At 68.6% G+C, this 16,585-nt stretch carries 13 protein-coding genes; 8 read left to right on the forward strand and 5 right to left on the reverse strand.

Annotated elements, in window-relative coordinates; genetic code table 11:
• Positions 1 to 3: 3 nt before the first annotated feature.
• Positions 4 to 825, reverse strand: a complete 822-nt coding sequence (locus ABIE67_RS30105) for a hypothetical protein (protein ID WP_370264493.1) — start codon at positions 823 to 825, stop codon at positions 4 to 6.
• Between the two features lie 31 nt (positions 826 to 856).
• Positions 857 to 1,147, reverse strand: coding sequence for a hypothetical protein (locus ABIE67_RS30110; protein WP_370264496.1), 291 nt, complete (start codon positions 1,145 to 1,147; stop codon positions 857 to 859).
• A 353-nt stretch (positions 1,148 to 1,500) separates the two neighbouring features.
• On the opposite strand from ABIE67_RS30110, the gene ABIE67_RS30115 reads away from it, so the two are divergent.
• The 7 genes from ABIE67_RS30115 to ABIE67_RS30145 all read left to right on the forward strand — a co-directional run bounded on the left by ABIE67_RS30115 (position 1,501) and on the right by ABIE67_RS30145 (position 12,793).
• Entirely contained in the window at positions 1,501 to 3,741 is a 2,241-nt protein-coding gene (locus ABIE67_RS30115) for an ABC transporter family substrate-binding protein (protein ID WP_370264500.1), read from the forward strand.
• A 350-nt stretch (positions 3,742 to 4,091) separates the two neighbouring features.
• Positions 4,092 to 5,999 (forward strand): translational GTPase TypA, encoded by a 1,908-nt coding sequence (gene typA / locus ABIE67_RS30120; protein WP_370264504.1) that lies wholly within the window; start codon positions 4,092 to 4,094, stop codon positions 5,997 to 5,999.
• A gap of 439 nt (positions 6,000 to 6,438) precedes the next feature.
• Positions 6,439 to 7,473, forward strand: a complete 1,035-nt coding sequence (locus tag ABIE67_RS30125; protein ID WP_370264509.1) for an ABC transporter permease — start codon at positions 6,439 to 6,441, stop codon at positions 7,471 to 7,473.
• Between the two features lie 115 nt (positions 7,474 to 7,588).
• On the forward strand, positions 7,589 to 9,397 hold the full coding sequence (locus ABIE67_RS30130) for an ABC transporter substrate-binding protein (protein ID WP_370264513.1): 1,809 nt from the start codon (positions 7,589 to 7,591) through the stop codon (positions 9,395 to 9,397).
• 87 nt (positions 9,398 to 9,484) lie between these two features.
• Positions 9,485 to 10,465, forward strand: coding sequence for an ABC transporter permease (locus ABIE67_RS30135; protein ID WP_370264518.1), 981 nt, complete (start codon positions 9,485 to 9,487; stop codon positions 10,463 to 10,465).
• 58 nt (positions 10,466 to 10,523) lie between these two features.
• The gene (locus tag ABIE67_RS30140) at positions 10,524 to 11,585 is read left to right on the forward strand and encodes an ABC transporter ATP-binding protein (protein WP_370264523.1); all 1,062 of its coding nucleotides are present in this window, start codon (positions 10,524 to 10,526) and stop codon (positions 11,583 to 11,585) included.
• Positions 11,586 to 11,653: 68 nt separating this feature from the next.
• Positions 11,654 to 12,793 (forward strand): ABC transporter ATP-binding protein, encoded by a 1,140-nt coding sequence (locus tag ABIE67_RS30145; RefSeq protein ID WP_370264525.1) that lies wholly within the window; start codon positions 11,654 to 11,656, stop codon positions 12,791 to 12,793.
• A gap of 69 nt (positions 12,794 to 12,862) precedes the next feature.
• Here the strand turns inward: ABIE67_RS30145 and ABIE67_RS30150 are convergent, their stop codons facing one another.
• Complete coding sequence (locus ABIE67_RS30150; RefSeq protein ID WP_370264527.1) at positions 12,863 to 13,609, reverse strand: trans-aconitate 2-methyltransferase; 747 nt, start codon at positions 13,607 to 13,609, stop codon at positions 12,863 to 12,865.
• 50 nt (positions 13,610 to 13,659) lie between these two features.
• Here ABIE67_RS30150 and ABIE67_RS30155 point away from each other — a divergent pair, with 50 nt between their 5' ends.
• Positions 13,660 to 14,049 carry a VOC family protein gene (locus ABIE67_RS30155; RefSeq protein WP_370264529.1) on the forward strand — a complete coding sequence of 130 codons (390 nt, stop codon included), beginning with the start codon at positions 13,660 to 13,662 and terminating at the stop codon, positions 14,047 to 14,049.
• A 129-nt stretch (positions 14,050 to 14,178) separates the two neighbouring features.
• Here ABIE67_RS30155 and ABIE67_RS30160 read toward each other — a convergent pair whose 3' ends face one another.
• Positions 14,179 to 15,240: an amidohydrolase family protein gene (locus tag ABIE67_RS30160; RefSeq protein WP_370264534.1), complete on the reverse strand. Its 1,062-nt coding sequence runs from the start codon at positions 15,238 to 15,240 to the stop codon at positions 14,179 to 14,181.
• A gap of 283 nt (positions 15,241 to 15,523) precedes the next feature.
• Complete coding sequence (locus tag ABIE67_RS30165; RefSeq protein WP_370264537.1) at positions 15,524 to 16,567, reverse strand: ABC transporter ATP-binding protein; 1,044 nt, start codon at positions 16,565 to 16,567, stop codon at positions 15,524 to 15,526.
• Positions 16,568 to 16,585 lie beyond the last annotated feature (18 nt).

Consider the following 16,585-nt stretch of genomic DNA (forward strand, 5'->3'; position numbering starts at 1 on the left):
AATCTAGAAGAAGCGCGGATCGTCGAAGACCCCGGACGCGACGAGATAGACGTAGAAGTCGGCGAGCGCCACGCTCACCAGCGACGCCCAGGCGAGCAGCATGTGGCGGGCGTTGAGCTTCCCGATCCACTGCCACATCCGGTAGCGCACCGGGTGTTTGGAGAAGTGTTTGAGCTTGCCGCCCACGATGTGCCGGCAGGAGTGACAGGACAGGGTGTACGCCCAGATCAGCACGATGTTGACCAGGAACACGAGGGTGCCGAGGCCCATGTGGCCCCACTCGTAGTTCTCGTCGCGGAAGGCGAGCACCGTGTCGTACGTGAGGATCCCGGCGACCAGGAGCGCGGCGTAGAAGAAGTACCGGTGGATGTTCTGCAGGATCAGCGGGAAGCGGGTCTCACCGGAGTACTTCTTGTGCGGCTCCGCCACCGCGCAGGCCGGGGGCGACATCCAGAAGCCGCGGTAGTAGGCCTTGCGGTAGTAGTAGCAGGTCAGGCGGAAGCCGAGCGGGAAGATCAGGATGATGATCGCGGGGGAGATGCCCCACCAGCTCCCGAAGAGCTCCCAGTTCGGCCCGGCGCGCATGGGCTCGCAGTTCTCCGCCAGACAGGGCGAGTAGAACGGGGAGACGTACGGCGCCGCGTAGTAGTCCGCGTTGGCGAAGGCCCGCCACGTGGAGTACACGATGAACGCGAGCAGACCGGCCGCGGTGGCGGCGGGGGCCAGCCACCAGCGGTCGGTCCGCAGGTGCGGGGCGGAGATCGCGGCGCGCGTACCGGTGTGTACGCCGCCGCTGTTCAGATGGGGTTCCGTACCAGTGGCCAATGCATGACTCCGGTCGGGTCAGGGGGTGGGATCAGGGGGCGCGGCGGTCCCGGGCGCCGAGACCCTCGTCATCCGTGTCGATCCACAGAGAGTCGTCATACGGCGTGTCGGGGATGGTGACGAGTTCCGGTTTGCGCTGTGTGGCGGGGGACGCGGCGGCGTCCCTCAGCAGCGCGACGCTCTCGCGCAGATGGTTGGCGTCGGTGCGGACGCGGCGCATCTCGATTCCGCCGGTGCCCAGCTGCTTCTCCAGCCGGCTCACGGACCGGGCCAGGTCGTCGAGGCAGCGCTGGACAGCTGTCAGGTCGTCTTGCACGGACATGACGTGACCTCACTTCCGTGGGCCCTTCGGCCCTGGGTGGCAACGTTCATGCGCCTGCGAGTGTTGCGCGTCACACCTATCGCTGTGAAGGGATGTGCAGCGATTGGCGGATTGCGCGCCTCCATTGCACGCCCGCACGCGCTCTGTGTACGCCGGGGAGCCGAAAAGGTCGCGAGGAGTGCGTTGCTCCGCACGGGTGGCCTTGCAGGCCCTCGCCGCCGTGTCGTCTCCGCCTGGCAAACCCTTTCCTCTTCAGTGGGTGCCTTAGATCAGATCAGCTCCAAAATACCGCCAAACGTGATCAAAACGCACTTATTGTCACCGGCGGGAGCCGCTCCCCGGAGGTACCTGAGATGTCCCACGTCGGTGTCGGACCCAGGCCTGGCCGCAGCGCGGTCATGCGCTCGGCCACCTTCCTCATCGCGGGTGCGCTCGCGATGCCCGCACTGGCCGGCTGCAGCGACCCGGATCCGGCCGGAAAGCCGCTGGCCGGGCAGGACATCGCCCCGGCCGGCCGGGCACAGATCGCCGACGGCGGCACCCTGCGGTGGGCCGTGGACGCCCTGCCGGAGACGCTGAACACCTTCCAGTCGGACGCCGACACCACCACGAACCGGATCGCGCAGGCCACGCTGCCGTCGATGTTCCGGCTCGACGCGAGCGGGCGCCCCGAGCGCAACGCGAACTACCTCGAATCCGCCAAGATCGTCGAGACCGAGCCCAAGCAGGTCGTCCTGTACAAGCTCAACCAGCAGGCCGTCTGGAGCGACGGCCGCGAGATCGGCGCCGCCGACTTCGCCGCCCAGTGGCGGGCCCTGTCCGGCAAGGACAGCGCCTACTGGACCGCCCGCAACGCCGGCTACGACCGCATCGAGAAGATCGAGCGCGGCGACAACGACCTGGAGGTCCGGGTCACCTTCGCGCGGACGTACGCCGACTGGCGGTCGCTGTTCTCGCCGCTGTACCCGAAGGAGGTCATGGGCACGCCGGACTCGTTCAACGACGGGGCGCGGCGCAAGCTCAAGGTCAGCGCCGGGCCGTTCACCGTGCAGAAGATCGACCGCGAGGCCGATGAGGTCACGCTCACCCGCAACCCCCGCTGGTGGGGGGAGCCCGCCAAGCTGAACGAGATCGTCCTGCGGACCGTGCCGCGCGACCAGCGGGCCGCCGCACTGGCCGTCGGGGACCTCGACCTGGCCGAGATCGACCCCGCCGCGGCCCGGCGCATCGCGATCGCCGCCCCGCGCCCGAAGCCACCGACGGCCAGTGCCGGCGGCTCACCGCTGATGGGCCCCGACCGGAGCAGGCTCACCGCCGCGCAGCGACGGGACCAGGAGAAGTTCCGCGGCTTCGAGGTACGCAAGTCCCTGGAACCGGCGTACACCCAGCTCGCCCTCAACGGCGCCGAGGGTCCGCTCGCCGACGAGCGGGTACGGCGGGGCGTGGCCCGCGCACTCGACCGCGAGGAACTGGCCAAGCTGGTCCTGTCCCCGCTCGGCCTCCCCGCCAAGCCGGTCGGCAGCCATCTCGCCCTCTCCGGCCAGGCCGCGTACGCGGACAACAGCGGGGCGATCGGCGGCCAGGACATGGCGGAGGCGCAGGCGCTGCTCGCGGACGCGGGATGGGTGCCGGGTGGGCCGGTCAAGGAGGGGGCGAAGAAGGAGAAGGGGGAGAAGGCGGCGGGGAGCGAGGGGAAGAAGGCCGAGAAGGGGCAGAAGGAAGAGGAGGCCGAGAAGGGGCAGAAGGGCGACAGGGGAGAGAAGGGCGGGAAGGACTCCGAGTCCCAGTCGGAGCCCAAGTCCAAGTCCAAGTCCGATTCCAGTTCCGAGTCCGATTCCGAGTCCGAGGACGACGGGACGTACATCGTCGGCGAGGACAACAAGGCGGGGGACGCCGACAAGGAAGGCGGGCGGCACCTCGCCCAGGACGGGAAGCAGTACGGCAACAAGCAGCTGCAGCAGGGCGGGGCGCCCGGCGCGTACGCCCCGCAGGGCACCCCGGCGCCGGCGGGTGCGGCGGCGCGGCCGCTGGCCAAGGACGGCAAGGCGCTGACGCTGCGGTTCGTGGTGCCGGAGGGGGAGGGCTCGCAGACGTTGCGGACGGTCGCGGACCGGATCGGGCTGATGCTGGAGCGGATCGGTATCCGTACCGAGATCACCAAGGTCGCGGACGAGAGCTACTTCAAGGACCACATCGCGTCCGGCCAGTACGACCTTGCCCTCTACTCCTGGCCCGCGTCCGCCTACCCCGCCACCGACGCCCGTCCCATCTACGCCAAGCCGGTGCCGGCCGCCGACGGCTCGCTGAACGTCGAGCAGAACTACACGCGGGTCGGTACCGACCAGGTGGATCAGCTCTTCGACCAGGCGATCGGCACGCTCGACGAGTCCGAGTCCCGCTCCTTGATCCGTAAGGCCGACTCCCGTATCTGGGCGGCGGCCGGGTCCATTCCGCTCTTCCAGCGGCCCCAGCTGACGGCGGCGAGGACGAGTGTCGCCAACGCCGGCGCCTTCGGCTTCGGCACGCCGGTGTACGAGGACATGGGCTTCCTGAAGAAGGGCATGAAGCCGTCGCCGAGCGCCTCGACCAACTGACCTTCCTCGCCCCCGCCGCCCCTACCCGTCCCATCCCTGGGGGCTGCCGCCGCCCCCAGACCCCCGCTTCGGCCCTGAAGGGGCCTCGTCCTCAAACGCAGGACGGGCTGAACATCCAGCCCCTCCGGCGTTTGAGGAGCGGGGTCTGGGGCGGAGCCCCAGAAGGATGGGACGGGTAGGGGCGGCGGAGGCGGAAAACAGCCTCCCACCTGCGTCGACATATCCCGGCGAGCCCCAGTGGCAACGGCCACGTACCATGGGGTAAGGCCGTGGCGTGTCAAGCCCGGCAGGGCCCGCGTAACACAGATGTACGCGAGAGCCGTCCTCACACTCCGGGAGTACGCCGCAATATGGCCACGCGCCACGACATCCGCAACGTCGCTATCGTCGCCCACGTCGACCACGGCAAGACCACCATCGTCGACGGCATGCTGAAGCAGGCCGGCGCCTTCGCCGCCCACCAGCTCGACTCCGTCGACGACCGCATGATGGACTCGAACGACCTGGAGCGTGAGAAGGGCATCACGATCCTCGCCAAGAACACGGCGGTGAAGTACCACCCCAAGGACGGGGGGGACGTCATCACCATCAACATCATCGACACCCCCGGCCACGCCGACTTCGGTGGTGAGGTCGAGCGAGGGCTGTCCATGGTCGACGGTGTCGTGCTGCTCGTCGACGCCTCCGAGGGCCCGCTCCCGCAGACCCGCTTCGTGCTGCGCAAGGCCCTCCAGGCCCGCCTGCCGATCATCCTCTGCATCAACAAGACGGACCGGCCCGACGCCCGGATCGACGAGGTCGTCAACGAGACGTACGACCTCTTCCTCGACCTGGACGCCGACGAGGAGCAGATCGAGTTCCCGATCGTCTACGCCTGTGGCCGTGACGGCATCGCGTCCCTCACCAAGCCCGAGGACGGGACCGTACCGACCGACTCGACCAGCCTCGAGCCGTTCTTCTCGACCATCCTCGAGCACATCCCGGCCCCGACCTACGACGAGACCGCCCCGCTCCAGGCGCATGTGACGAACCTCGACGCCGACAACTTCCTCGGCCGTATCGCCCTGCTCCGCGTCCACCAGGGCGAGCTGAAGAAGGGCCAGACGGTCGCGTGGATGAAGCGCGACGGGTCCGTCAGCAACGTGCGGATCTCCGAGCTGATGATGACCGAGGCGCTGACGCGCAAGCCCGCCGAGAAGGCCGGCCCCGGTGACATCTGTGCCGTCGCCGGTATCCCGGACATCATGATCGGCGAGACCCTCGCCGACCCCGAGAACGCGATCCCGCTGCCCCTGATCACGGTCGACGAGCCCGCGATCTCCATGACCATCGGCACCAACACCTCGCCGCTGGTCGGCCGCGGCGGCACCGGCAAGGGCGCCGACGCCAAGTCGGCGGTGAAGGACCGCAAGGTCACCGCCCGCCAGGTCAAGGACCGCCTCGACCGTGAGCTGATCGGTAACGTCAGCCTCCGGGTCCTGGACACCGAGCGCCCCGACGCCTGGGAGGTGCAGGGCCGTGGTGAGCTGGCGCTGGCCATCCTGGTCGAGCAGATGCGCCGCGAGGGCTTCGAGCTGACCATCGGCAAGCCGCAGGTCGTCACCAAGGACGTCGACGGCAAGGTCTACGAGCCCGTCGAGCGCATGACCATCGACGTGCCCGAGGAGCACATGGGCGCCGTCACGCAGCTCATGGGTGTCCGCAAGGGCCGGATGGACAACATGTCCAACCACGGGTCCGGCTGGGTCCGCATGGAGTTCGTCGTTCCGTCCCGTGGTCTCATCGGGTTCCGGACCGAGTTCCTCACCCAGACCCGCGGCACCGGCATCGGCCACTCCATCCACGAGGGCCACGAGCCCTGGTTCGGCACGCTGCAGACCCGCAACAACGGCTCGCTGGTCGCCGACCGCGCCGGTGCCGTCACCGCGTTCGCGATGACGAACCTCCAGGAGCGCGGCGTGCTCTTCACCGAGCCCGGCACCGAGGTGTACGAGGGCATGATCGTCGGCGAGAACTCGCGCTCCGACGACATGGACGTCAACATCACCAAGGAGAAGAAGCTCACCAACATGCGGTCGTCCACGGCCGATGTGGCCGAGTCGATCGTCCCGCCGCGCAAGCTGTCGCTGGAGCAGTCCCTGGAGTTCTGCCGCGACGACGAGTGCGTCGAGGTCACCCCGGAGGCGGTCCGCATCCGCAAGGTGAACCTGGACGCCCGCGAGCGCGCCCGCGCCGCGAGCCGCGCCAAGCACGGCTGAGTATCGGACATGTGAGCCCGGGCTCCCCCGTCATGGGGGAGCCCGGGCTTTTTTGCAACCCCTTTTCCGGTGGCCGAGAACCGGTGTCCTGTCCGAAATGCGGAGATCCTCGCCCGATAGCCATGTAACACGTCCGTTTCGCGACGTTCTCCGACCCAACACTTTGTCCGGATTTTGGAAGGTCTACGAGCCAGCTGTGACTGAATTGAGATTTACTGACGGTGGTCGGTAGTTGGCTCATGGCAGATAGTTAGCCGCAGCGCTCGGGTCAATGGGTCTCGCACTGTGGGGACAGTGTCCGACTCACGAGCAACAGGGGGTTGCCTGATCCTCCGTCAGGGGTGTCGGAGGAAGAGGGCACGCACCTCCTACGCGCGTCCGGCTGCGGAGTTCCGTACGCCTCGCTTTGGCATACCCATACCAGCGAAACGGGCGAAACGTGACGAGTCCTATCGGTATTGAGGGTGGCGGCACCTCGGTCATCGCGGACGGCGAACCACCGCCGACCGCGAAGGGCGAGGACGAGCAGCTCATCGGGCGTTCGCCCGGCCAGCTGATGTGGATCCGCTTCAAGCGCGACCGCACCGGCGTGATCTCGGCGTACGTCGTCGTCTTCTTCTTCCTGATCGGCCTGCTCGCGCCGGTGATCTCCTGGCTGTACGGCAAGAACCCGTACACGGTGTACGCCGACGAACGCCCCGAGCTGTTCGACAGCGCGGGCGTGCCGGTGCAGCCCAACGGCGGGATCAGCGGCGAGTTCTGGTTCGGCCTCGAACCGGGCAACGGCTACGACGTCTTCACCAAGCTGCTCTACGGCATCCGGACCTCGCTCGGGATCGCGGTCGCGGTCACCCTCGCGGCCGTGCTCACCGGCATCATCCTGGGCGTCACGGCCGGCTACCTCGGCGGCAAGACGGACTACTGGATCAGCCGGGTCATCGACTTCCTGCTCGCCTTCCCGGCCCAACTGTTCTTCATCGCCAGCATGCCGGTCGTGGTCTCCCTCTTCGTCAGCCCGCGTGACGAGACACCCGTCTACGTCCGGGTCGTCGCTCTCATCCTGGTGATGTGGTTCCTGGGCTGGATGAGCCTCGGACGGATCCTCAGAGGGACCACACTCGCCCTGCGGGAACGGGAGTTCATCGAGGCGGCCAAGGTCAGCGGGGCCCCGCCGGCGCGGATCATCCGCAAGGAGATCCTGCCGAACGTGGTCACGCCGATCCTCGTGCAGGGGACGTACATGCTCCCCAACTTCGTGACCGCGGAGGCCGGTCTGAGCTTTCTGGGCGTGGGCATCGTCGAACCCACGCCGGACTGGGGGCAGATGTTCTCCAAGGCGTCCACCGAGCTCGTGATGCAGAACGACATCACCTACATGTTCTTCCCGGGCATCTCGATGATCATCTTCGTCGTCGCGTTCAACCTGCTCGGGGACTCGGTCAGGGACGCCTTCGACCCCAAGACGGCGCGTTGACGCACTGGTCGGCACTTGGCACATGGCACTTGGCACACGGCACTTGGCACACGGCACTTGGCACAGCACTTCCTTCGCACGCACTGGTGACACACAGATGGGTGGAAACTGAGTGATGAGTAGGGGCGGACGCCACACATACGCGGCAATCTCGGTGCTCGCGGCCGGCGCACTCGTGCTGACCGGGTGCAGCGAGGGAGGCAGCAAGGGCGGTGGCAACGACAAGGAACAGCAGGAGAACGCCGAGCGACAGCAGTCGGCGATCGAGTTCGGGGACGCGGCCGCCTCCAAGGGGCCCGCGGCCGAGGTACCCGGAGCCAAGAGCGGCGGCACCATCTCGGTGCTGGCCCGCGACAGTTACGCCCACCTGGACCCGGCCCAGATCTACGTCCAGGACGAGATGTCGGTCTCCCAGCTGCTGCACAGAGGACTGACCGGCTACAAGGCGACCAGCAACGACGGCAGCAAGCACGAGGTCGTCGGCGACCTCGCCACCGACTCCGGGACGACCACGGACGGCGGCAAGACCTGGAAGTTCACGCTCAAGGACGGCATCAAGTTCCAGGACGGCTCGGCGATCACCTCGGCCGACGTCCGCCACACCTTCGAGCGGCAGTTCGCGTCGTTCATCAACCAGGGCCCGCCGTACCTCCAGCAGTGGCTGGCCGACACCCCGGGTACCGACTACCGCAAGCTGCTGCCGGACGGCCCGTTCAAGGGCAAGCACCTGCCGGACAGCATCCTGGAGACGCCGGACGAGAAAACGGTCGTCCTCAAGTTCAAGAGCCCGCACCCCGACCTGCCGTACGCCCTCGCCATGACGGGGTACGCCATCGTCTCCCAGAAGGGCGACACCAAGGAGAAGTACGACAAGGCCCCGGTGGTGACCGGGCCGTACAAGATCCAGGAGTTCAAGTCCGGCAAGTCGATGGTGCTCGTCAAGAACGAGAACTGGGACCCGGCCACCGACCCGCTGCGGCACCAGTACGTCGACCGGTTCAACATCACCTTCAACCAGCAGTACGAGGACTCCACCAAGGCGCTCCTCGCGGACAGCGGCAGTGACCGCACCGGCGTCAGCTTCAGCAACCAGGTCGACGCGGGCAACCTGTCCAAGGTCCTGAACGACCCGAAGATGAAGTCCCGTACGGTGTCCGGTTTCCAGCCGTACGTCGGCCAGGTCAACATCAACATGAGCCACCCGGAGATGAAGAACCTCAAGGTCCGTCAGGCCATCGCCTACGCCCTGCCGGTCACGCCGTTCGTGCGTGCCTACGGCGGCACCGACGCGATGGAGGTCGCGGGCGGCATCATCAGCCCGACGGTCAGCGGCTACGACGCCTCCTTCGACCCGTTCGGCAAGAAGAAGAAGCCCGCGGGTGACCCGGCCAAGGCCAAGAAGCTCCTGGAGGAGGCCGGCAAGACCGGCTTGAAGCTGACCTTCGGCTACATCAACACCCCCGAGGGCCAGCAGTACTCCACCGCCATGGCGGCGGGCCTGGAGAAGGCCGGCTTCGACGTCCAGCGCCAGGAGATCCCGGCCGAGACCTTCTACGACCAGGTCAGCAAGCTGAACAACAACTACGACCTCTTCCACACCGCGTGGGGCGCCGACTGGCCGTCCGCCTCGACCGTGATCCCGCCGCTGTACGACGGACGTGTGATCGCCGAGGGCGCGCAGAACTACTCCCAGGTCAACGACCCCAAGGTCAACAGCGAGATCGACCGGATCAACAGGATCACCGACCCGGTCAAGGCCGCGGCCGAGTGGGAGAAGCTCGACAAGTACCTGCTCACGAAGGTGGTCAACGTCGTACCGACCGCCTACTACAAGCAGGTCCAGATCGCCGGATCCAAGATCGGCGGCCTGGTCTACGACGACATCATCGCCGGCGTCGACGCACGCCGCCTGTACGTCAAGTAACCCCGCCCGCCCGGCATCCGGTGCCCACCGCCCGTGCGGGGGGCACCGGATGCCGCCCGGTCCGCCGACGTCTGAGAGCTGCCTGCCATGCTGCGCTTTTTGGTCCGCCGGTCCCTCGGCACCGTCGTCATCCTCTTTCTGCTGAGCATCGTCACGTTCCTGCTGTTCTTCGGAATGCCGCGTGACCCGGCGCTCCTGATGTGCGGCAAGACGTGCACCCCGGCCAACCTGGAGAACCTGCACCGGGTGCTCGGACTCGACAAGCCGATCCCCGAGCAGTACTGGATCTTCCTGACCAACCTCGTCTCGGGCAGCGACGACTTCGCCCAGGGGCCTTGCCCCGCCCCCTGCTTCGGCTACTCGTACCACTCCAACGAGCAGGTCTGGGGCACCCTGATGGACCGCCTGCCCACCACCGTCTCGCTCACCCTCGGCGGAGCGGTCTGCTTCCTGGTCATCGGCCTGAGCACCGGCCTGATCGCCGCGTGGAAGCGCGGCACGCTCGTCGACAAGACCTTCACGGCCGGCGCCATGGTGATCAGCTCGATGCAGATCTACTTCCTCGGCCCGCTGGCCCTGGCGATCCTCGTCTACCAGACCCAGGTCTTCGACAAGCCCGCCTACAACGACTTCACCGCGAACCCGGCCGCCTGGTTCGGGGGGCTGATCATCCCGTGGGTGGTGCTGTCCACGATCTTCGCATCGCAGTACACCCGTATGTCCCGCTCGTCGATGATCGAGCAACTCCAGGAGGAACACGTCCGCACCGCCCGCGCCAAGGGCATGTCCAGACGGTACGTCTTCTTCCGCTACGCCTGGCGAGGCTCGCTGATCCCCATCGTCACCATCTTCGGCATCGACCTCGGCTCGCTGCTCGGCGGTGCCATCATCACGGAGTACACCTTCGGACTTCCGGGGCTCGGCCGGCTGGCGGTGGAGTCGGTGTTCTTCAGCGATCTGCCGCTGCTGCTGGGCGTGATGCTGTTCTCCGCCACCATGATCCTGCTCTGCAACATCGTCGTCGACGCCGCGTACGCCTTCATCGACCCGCGGGTGCGGCTGGCCTAGGCCGCGCCGGGGAACCCTTTCCAGAGGACCTGTTGAGGACCTGTTGAGGAGCACTGACGTGACCACTCTGACCAAGGAAGCCGGCGCCCCCGTCCCTGCCGACGCGGACGCGTTCCTCTCGGTGCGGGACCTGCACGTCAGCTTCAGGACCGAGGACGGTGTCGTACGGGCCGTGGACGGGCTCTCCTTCGACCTGGAGCGCGGCAGGACGCTGGGGATCGTGGGGGAGTCGGGCTCGGGGAAGTCGGTGACGAACCTGACGATCCTCGGGCTGCACAACCCGATGTTCACCACCGTCGAGGGCGAGATCCTCCTGGAGGGCCAGGAGCTGACCACCGCCCGGGAGTCCCAGCTGGAGAAGCTGCGCGGCAACAAGGTCGCCATGATCTTCCAGGACCCGCTCACCGCGCTGTCGCCTTACTACACGGTGGGCCGGCAGATCGCCGAGCCGTACAGGAAGCACATGCGCGCCTCGAAGAAGGCGGCGTGGGAGCGGGCGGTGGAGATGCTGGGCAAGGTCGGCATCCCCAACCCGAGGCAGCGGGCGAAGGACTACCCGCACCAGTTCTCCGGCGGTATGCGCCAGCGCGCGATGATCGCCATGGCGCTGGTCTGCGACCCCGACCTGCTGATCGCCGACGAGCCGACCACCGCCCTGGACGTCACGGTCCAGGCGCAGATCCTGGACTTGCTGAAGGATCTGCAACAGGAGTTCGGCTCGGCGATCATCTTCATCACGCACGACCTCGGGGTCATCGCCGACATGGCCGACGACATCATGGTGATGTACGCGGGCCGCGCGGCGGAGCGGGGCACGGTCACCGAGGTACTGAGGGCGCCGCAACACCCGTACACCTGGGGCCTGTTGAACTCCATGCCGCGCCTGGACTCGGACCCGCACGCCCCGCTGGCCCCCATCCCCGGGGCCCCGCCGTCCCTGCTCCACCCGCCCTCCGGCTGCCGCTTCCATCCCCGCTGCACCTTCCAGGACCGGGTCGGCGGCACCCGCTGTGTCACCGAGGTCCCGTTGCTCGGCCCGGACCGCTCCTCGGCCTGCCATCTGACGGCGGACCAGAAGCGGGCCATCTTCGCCGAAGAGATCAGACCCCGACTGCGCTAGCGCCCCCGATCGGCCCCCGATCAGCCCCGTCCGAGGAGGACTACGGCTATGTATGGAGGACTACGGCTATGACTGAGGACCTCGCCCTCCCCGCACCCCGCGAGGCCGGCGCCGACGTGTCCGGCGAACCGCTGCTGGAGGTGGCGGGGCTCGTGAAGCACTTCCCGGTGAAGGGCGGCTTCCCGATCCGCCGCACGGTCGGCCAGGTGCAGGCGGTCGACGGCATCGACCTGACGGTCCATGTCGGCGAGAGCTTCGGCCTGGTGGGGGAGTCGGGCTGCGGCAAGTCGACGACCGGACGGCTGATCACCAAGCTGCTGGAGCCGACGCGCGGCAGGATCGCGTACCGGGGCAAGGACATCACACACGCCACGCGCCGGCAGCTGGCGCCGGTGCGCTCCGAGATCCAGATGATCTTCCAGGACCCGTACTCCTCGCTGAACCCGCGCCAGACGGTCGGCAAGATCATCTCGGCTCCGATGGAGATCAACGGGATCGATCCTGCGGGCGGGAGGGAGAAACGGGTCAGAGAGCTGCTGGAGATCGTGGGGTTGAATCCAGAGCACTACAACCGTTTCCCGCACGAGTTCTCCGGCGGACAGCGTCAACGGATCGGCGTGGCAAGGGCGTTGTCCCTGGAGCCGAAGCTGATCGTGGCGGACGAACCGGTCTCGGCGCTCGACGTCTCCATCCAGGCGCAGGTCGTGAACCTGCTCCAGAAGGTCCAGCAGGAACTCGGCATCGCGTTCCTGTTCATCGCCCACGACCTGGCGGTGGTACGGCACTTCTCGCAGCGCGTGGCGGTGATGTACCTCGGCAAGGTGATCGAGGTCGGCGACCGCGACTCCATCTACACCCGCCCCCGGCACCCCTACACCCACGCCCTGCTGTCCGCCGTGCCCGAGGTGAACGTGGCCGCAGAGGACGACGAGGAGGTCCCCCAGCGGCAGCGCATCCGCCTCGCCGGCGACGTACCGTCCCCCATCTCCCCGCCCTCCGGCTGCCGCTTCCGCACCCGCTGCTGGAAGGCCGAGGACAAGTGCGCGGCCGAGGAACCGCCCCTGATCCAGCTCTCCGGCAACCACGCCGGCCACCTGACGGCCTGCCACTTCCCGGAGGAGCCGACGACGGAGGCACGGGACGAGGACATCGTGCTGGATCCGGCGCTGGCGGCGCTGGAAGAGGGTGGGGAGGGGAAGGGGGCGTAGGGGCTGCGCGGCTGAGGGGTTGAGGGGCTGGGACGGCTGCGGGGCTGCGGGGCTGGGACAGCTGCGGGACTAGGACCGGCCCGTGGCCTCTGCCACGGTGATGATCTCGGGGCTCGTCGAGGTGAGCGGGCCCCGCTCCCAGTGGCCGTACCGGTCGACGACCGTGAGGCCGGCCTCGTGGAGGAAGGCGTCCAGGGCGTCGGGGTCGAGGAAGCGCAGGGTGGTGCGGCTGACGCGGGGCCGTTTCCAGGTACCGCTGTCGAAGGTCTCCGTGAACGTCACCCGGTCTCCGAGGACGGGCCGCTCGACGTCGTGCCACACCCGTACTTGAAGGCCGTCCGGCCCGTTCACCTCCCGTACTCGCTCCGGAGTCCACGTCTCCCATGCCCGCGCCCCGGGGTTCCGCGTCTCGAACACGAACCGCCCACCGGGCCGCAGGGCTTCATGCACGGCGTGCAGCGCCTCCCGCACTTCCTCGTCACGGACGAGCACCTGAAAGGCATGCCCGGTCATCACGACCAGATCGAACTCCGCGCCCCAGTCCCGCGTGCGCAGATCCCCGAGCACCCAGTCGACACCGCTGCCGTGCCGCCGGGCCTGCACCAGCATCGCGGCGGCCGGATCGAGCCCCACCAGCCGCCCGGCATGCCCGTCGTCACGGGCCCTCCGCAGCAACCGCCCCGTACCGCACCCGACATCGAGCACGGCGTCGGCGGACTGCACGACCCCCAGGTAGAAGTCGTCACCCGGCCCCCAGGGGTTCAGGGTGTCGTACAACGCGGCGAGCGAGAGATCCGCGAACGAACGATCGACCACGCGCGGCAGTCTGCCACAGGGAAGTCCAACGCGAGGGAAAGGTGGAGGAGTTGCTGCATCACGTGGAGTTGTGGGTGCCCGACCTGGGGCGAGCGGTGGTGTCGTGGGGGTGGCTGCTGGAGCGGCTGGGCCACGAACTCCACCAGGACTGGCCCACGGGCCGCAGCTGGCGGGCGGGGCAGACGTACGTCGTCGTGGAGCAGTCCCCGGCCCTGACGGGCGACCGCCACGACCGCATGCTGCCCGGGCTCAACCATCTGGCCTTCCATGTACCCGGCGGCCGTACCCACCTCGACGCGCTGGTCGACGCCGCACCCGAGCACGGCTGGCGGCTCCTCTTCCCGGACCGGCATCCCCATGCGGGCGGGCCGGAGCACTGTGCCGCGTATCTGGAGAACGTGGACGGGTTCGAGGTGGAGCTGGTGGTGGACGAGTCCTGATGACCGGCTCCTGATCGTTGCGGTGCACTGGGCCACCGGGGGGCGATCCGCTCTTCGGTCCGGTCACCCGGGTTGGGGGACAGGCAACGGTCGGCATCACGCCGTAGGATCCGGGGCCCGCGTTCGGAGTCACGGCGATGCCGCGGGTGCTCGGCGCACGACCCGCCCCCGCAGCACGATCCGCCTCGGATGCCGCAGCACCCCCGGCTCCCGTCGCGGATCCGCGTCGTACACCGTGATGTCGGCGAGGCCGCCCTCGACCAGGCCCGGGAGGCCCAGGAAGTCCCGCGCGCTCCAACTCGCCGCGCCCACCGCCACGTCGCCCGGCAACCCGGCGGCGATCAGGTGCTCGACCTCCGTGGCGACGTTGCCGAAGGGGGCGGAGTCGGTGCCGGCGAGGACGGTGACGCCGGCGTCGTGGGCCTCGCGGACCCGGCGGATCATGATGCGGTGGCCTTCGTGCCAGAGGCGGCCGCGGGGGTTGTCCTTGATGCGGGGTGCGCTGCGGGCGAAGGCGGTGAGGGTGGGGACGTAGGCCGACCCGTGCGCGGCCATCAGCTCCACGCACTCCTCGGGCATCCCCATCCCGTGCTCGATCGAGTCGATTCCGGCACGGGCGGCGTTGAGCACGCCCCGCGCCGACTGACAGTGCGCGGCGACCCGCCCCCCGGCCGCGTGCACCGCGTCGGTGACGGCGCGCAGGATGTCGTACGGCACCGGATCCGCCTCGAAGTCCCAGTCCCCCATGAGCTTGCACCAGCCGTCGTGGGCCTTGGCCTCCGCGACCGCGGCGGTCACGAGATCGTCCGTGACGGCGTGGAAGTCGGCGCTCTTCGACAGACCCGCCCACGCCAGCCAGCGCCCCGCCGTGATCATGCGCGGCGCGTCCGGCGCCTCGCGCATCCCGTCCGGGATCTCCCCCAGCAGCCCCGGGAACCGCAACGCCGTCGTCCCGGCGTCCCGGTGCGCGGCGATCTGCTCGGCGAACGCGTCGGGGTCGAAGACGGGGTCGCTCTCGGACGGGGACCCGGGGTGCGTGTGCACGTCGACCAGTCCCGGAAGCAGGTAGCCGCCGTCGGCCACCGTCTCCGCCTCGGCCGAGGGGCGGTCGAAGGTGATGCGGTCGCCGAGGATCCAGAGGTCACGGGTGACGCCGCGGGGGAGGACGGTGCCGCGCAGGTGAAGGGCCATCTCGTCAACGTAGTGGCTCCGCGGGGGCCCGCGGTCCGGGTTCACGAAGGCGCCCGCGGATACGGGTGCGTACCCGAATCCCGGGTGGCTGAGTGCGAGGAGCGCCGCCGTGCCCGATGCCGACATCCGCGTCCCTGCCAGAGGTCGAGGACGCGCAGACAGGGAAAGGGCCCGCGCCGGGCAGGCACGGGCCCTCCATCCCCTGGAACCGGACGTTCATGGGCTCGGGTCAATGGGCCGGTGAAGTCCGTTCCGTGAGCCGGGGCTGACGAAAAGGGGTGTGTCAGACCGCCGGCTGGGGGTCCTTGGCGAGACGGGGCGCGGGGACCGCTTCGTCCGTCTCCGGGTAGTGGCAGGCCGTCAGGTGGCCGGGCTTGTTGCCCTCGACCTGGACCAGCGGCGGGGCCTCGGTCGCGCACTTCTCCGTCGCCTTCCAGCAGCGGGTGCGGAAGCGACAGCCGGAGGGCGGGTTGATGGGCGAGGGGACGTCGCCCTGGAGGCGGATGCGCTCGCGGGGGGTCTCGTCCACGGTCGCCTCGGGCACGGCGGACAGCAGCGCGCGCGTGTAGGGGTGGCGCGGGTTCTCGTACAGGTCGTCGCGGTCGGCGATCTCGACGATCTTGCCGAGGTACATGACCGCCACGCGCTGCGAGAAGTGCCGTACGACGGCCAGGTCGTGGGCGATGAAGACGAAGGCGATGCCGAGGTCCTGCTGGACCTTCTGGAGCAGGTTCACCACCTGCGCCTGGATCGAGACGTCCAGGGCCGACACCGGCTCGTCCGCCACGATCAGCTTCGGCTCCAGGGCCAGGGCGCGGGCCACGCCGATGCGCTGGCGCTGGCCGCCGGAGAACTCGTGCGGGAAGCGGTTGTAGTGCTCGGGGTTGAGGCCGACGATCTCCAGCAGCTCACGGACGCGCTTCTCGCGGCCGCCCGCCGGGTTGATGTCGTTGATCTCCATCGGACCCGAGATGATCTTGCCGACCGTCTGACGGGGGTTCAGGGACGCGTAGGGGTCCTGGAAGATCATCTGGATCTCGGAGCGCACCGGCGCCAGCTGCCGGCGCGTGGCGTGCGTGATGTCCTGGCCGCGGTACGAGACCTTGCCGCCCGTCGGCTCCAGGAGCCGGGTGATCAGCCGTCCGGTCGTCGACTTGCCGCAGCCCGACTCGCCGACCAGGCCGAGGGCCTCGCCCTCGGCCACCTGGAAGTCGAGCCCGTCCACGGCCCGGACGGCGCCGACCGTGCGTTTGATCGGGAAGCCGCCCTTGATCGGGAAGTGCTTGGTCAGACCGCTGACGTCCAGGAGCGGTTGCGCGTTGCTCATGATGGTGAAGTCCCGTCT

It is taken from the genome of Streptomyces sp. V4I8, assembly GCF_041261225.1.
Classification (GTDB): Bacteria; Actinomycetota; Actinomycetes; order Streptomycetales; family Streptomycetaceae; genus Streptomyces.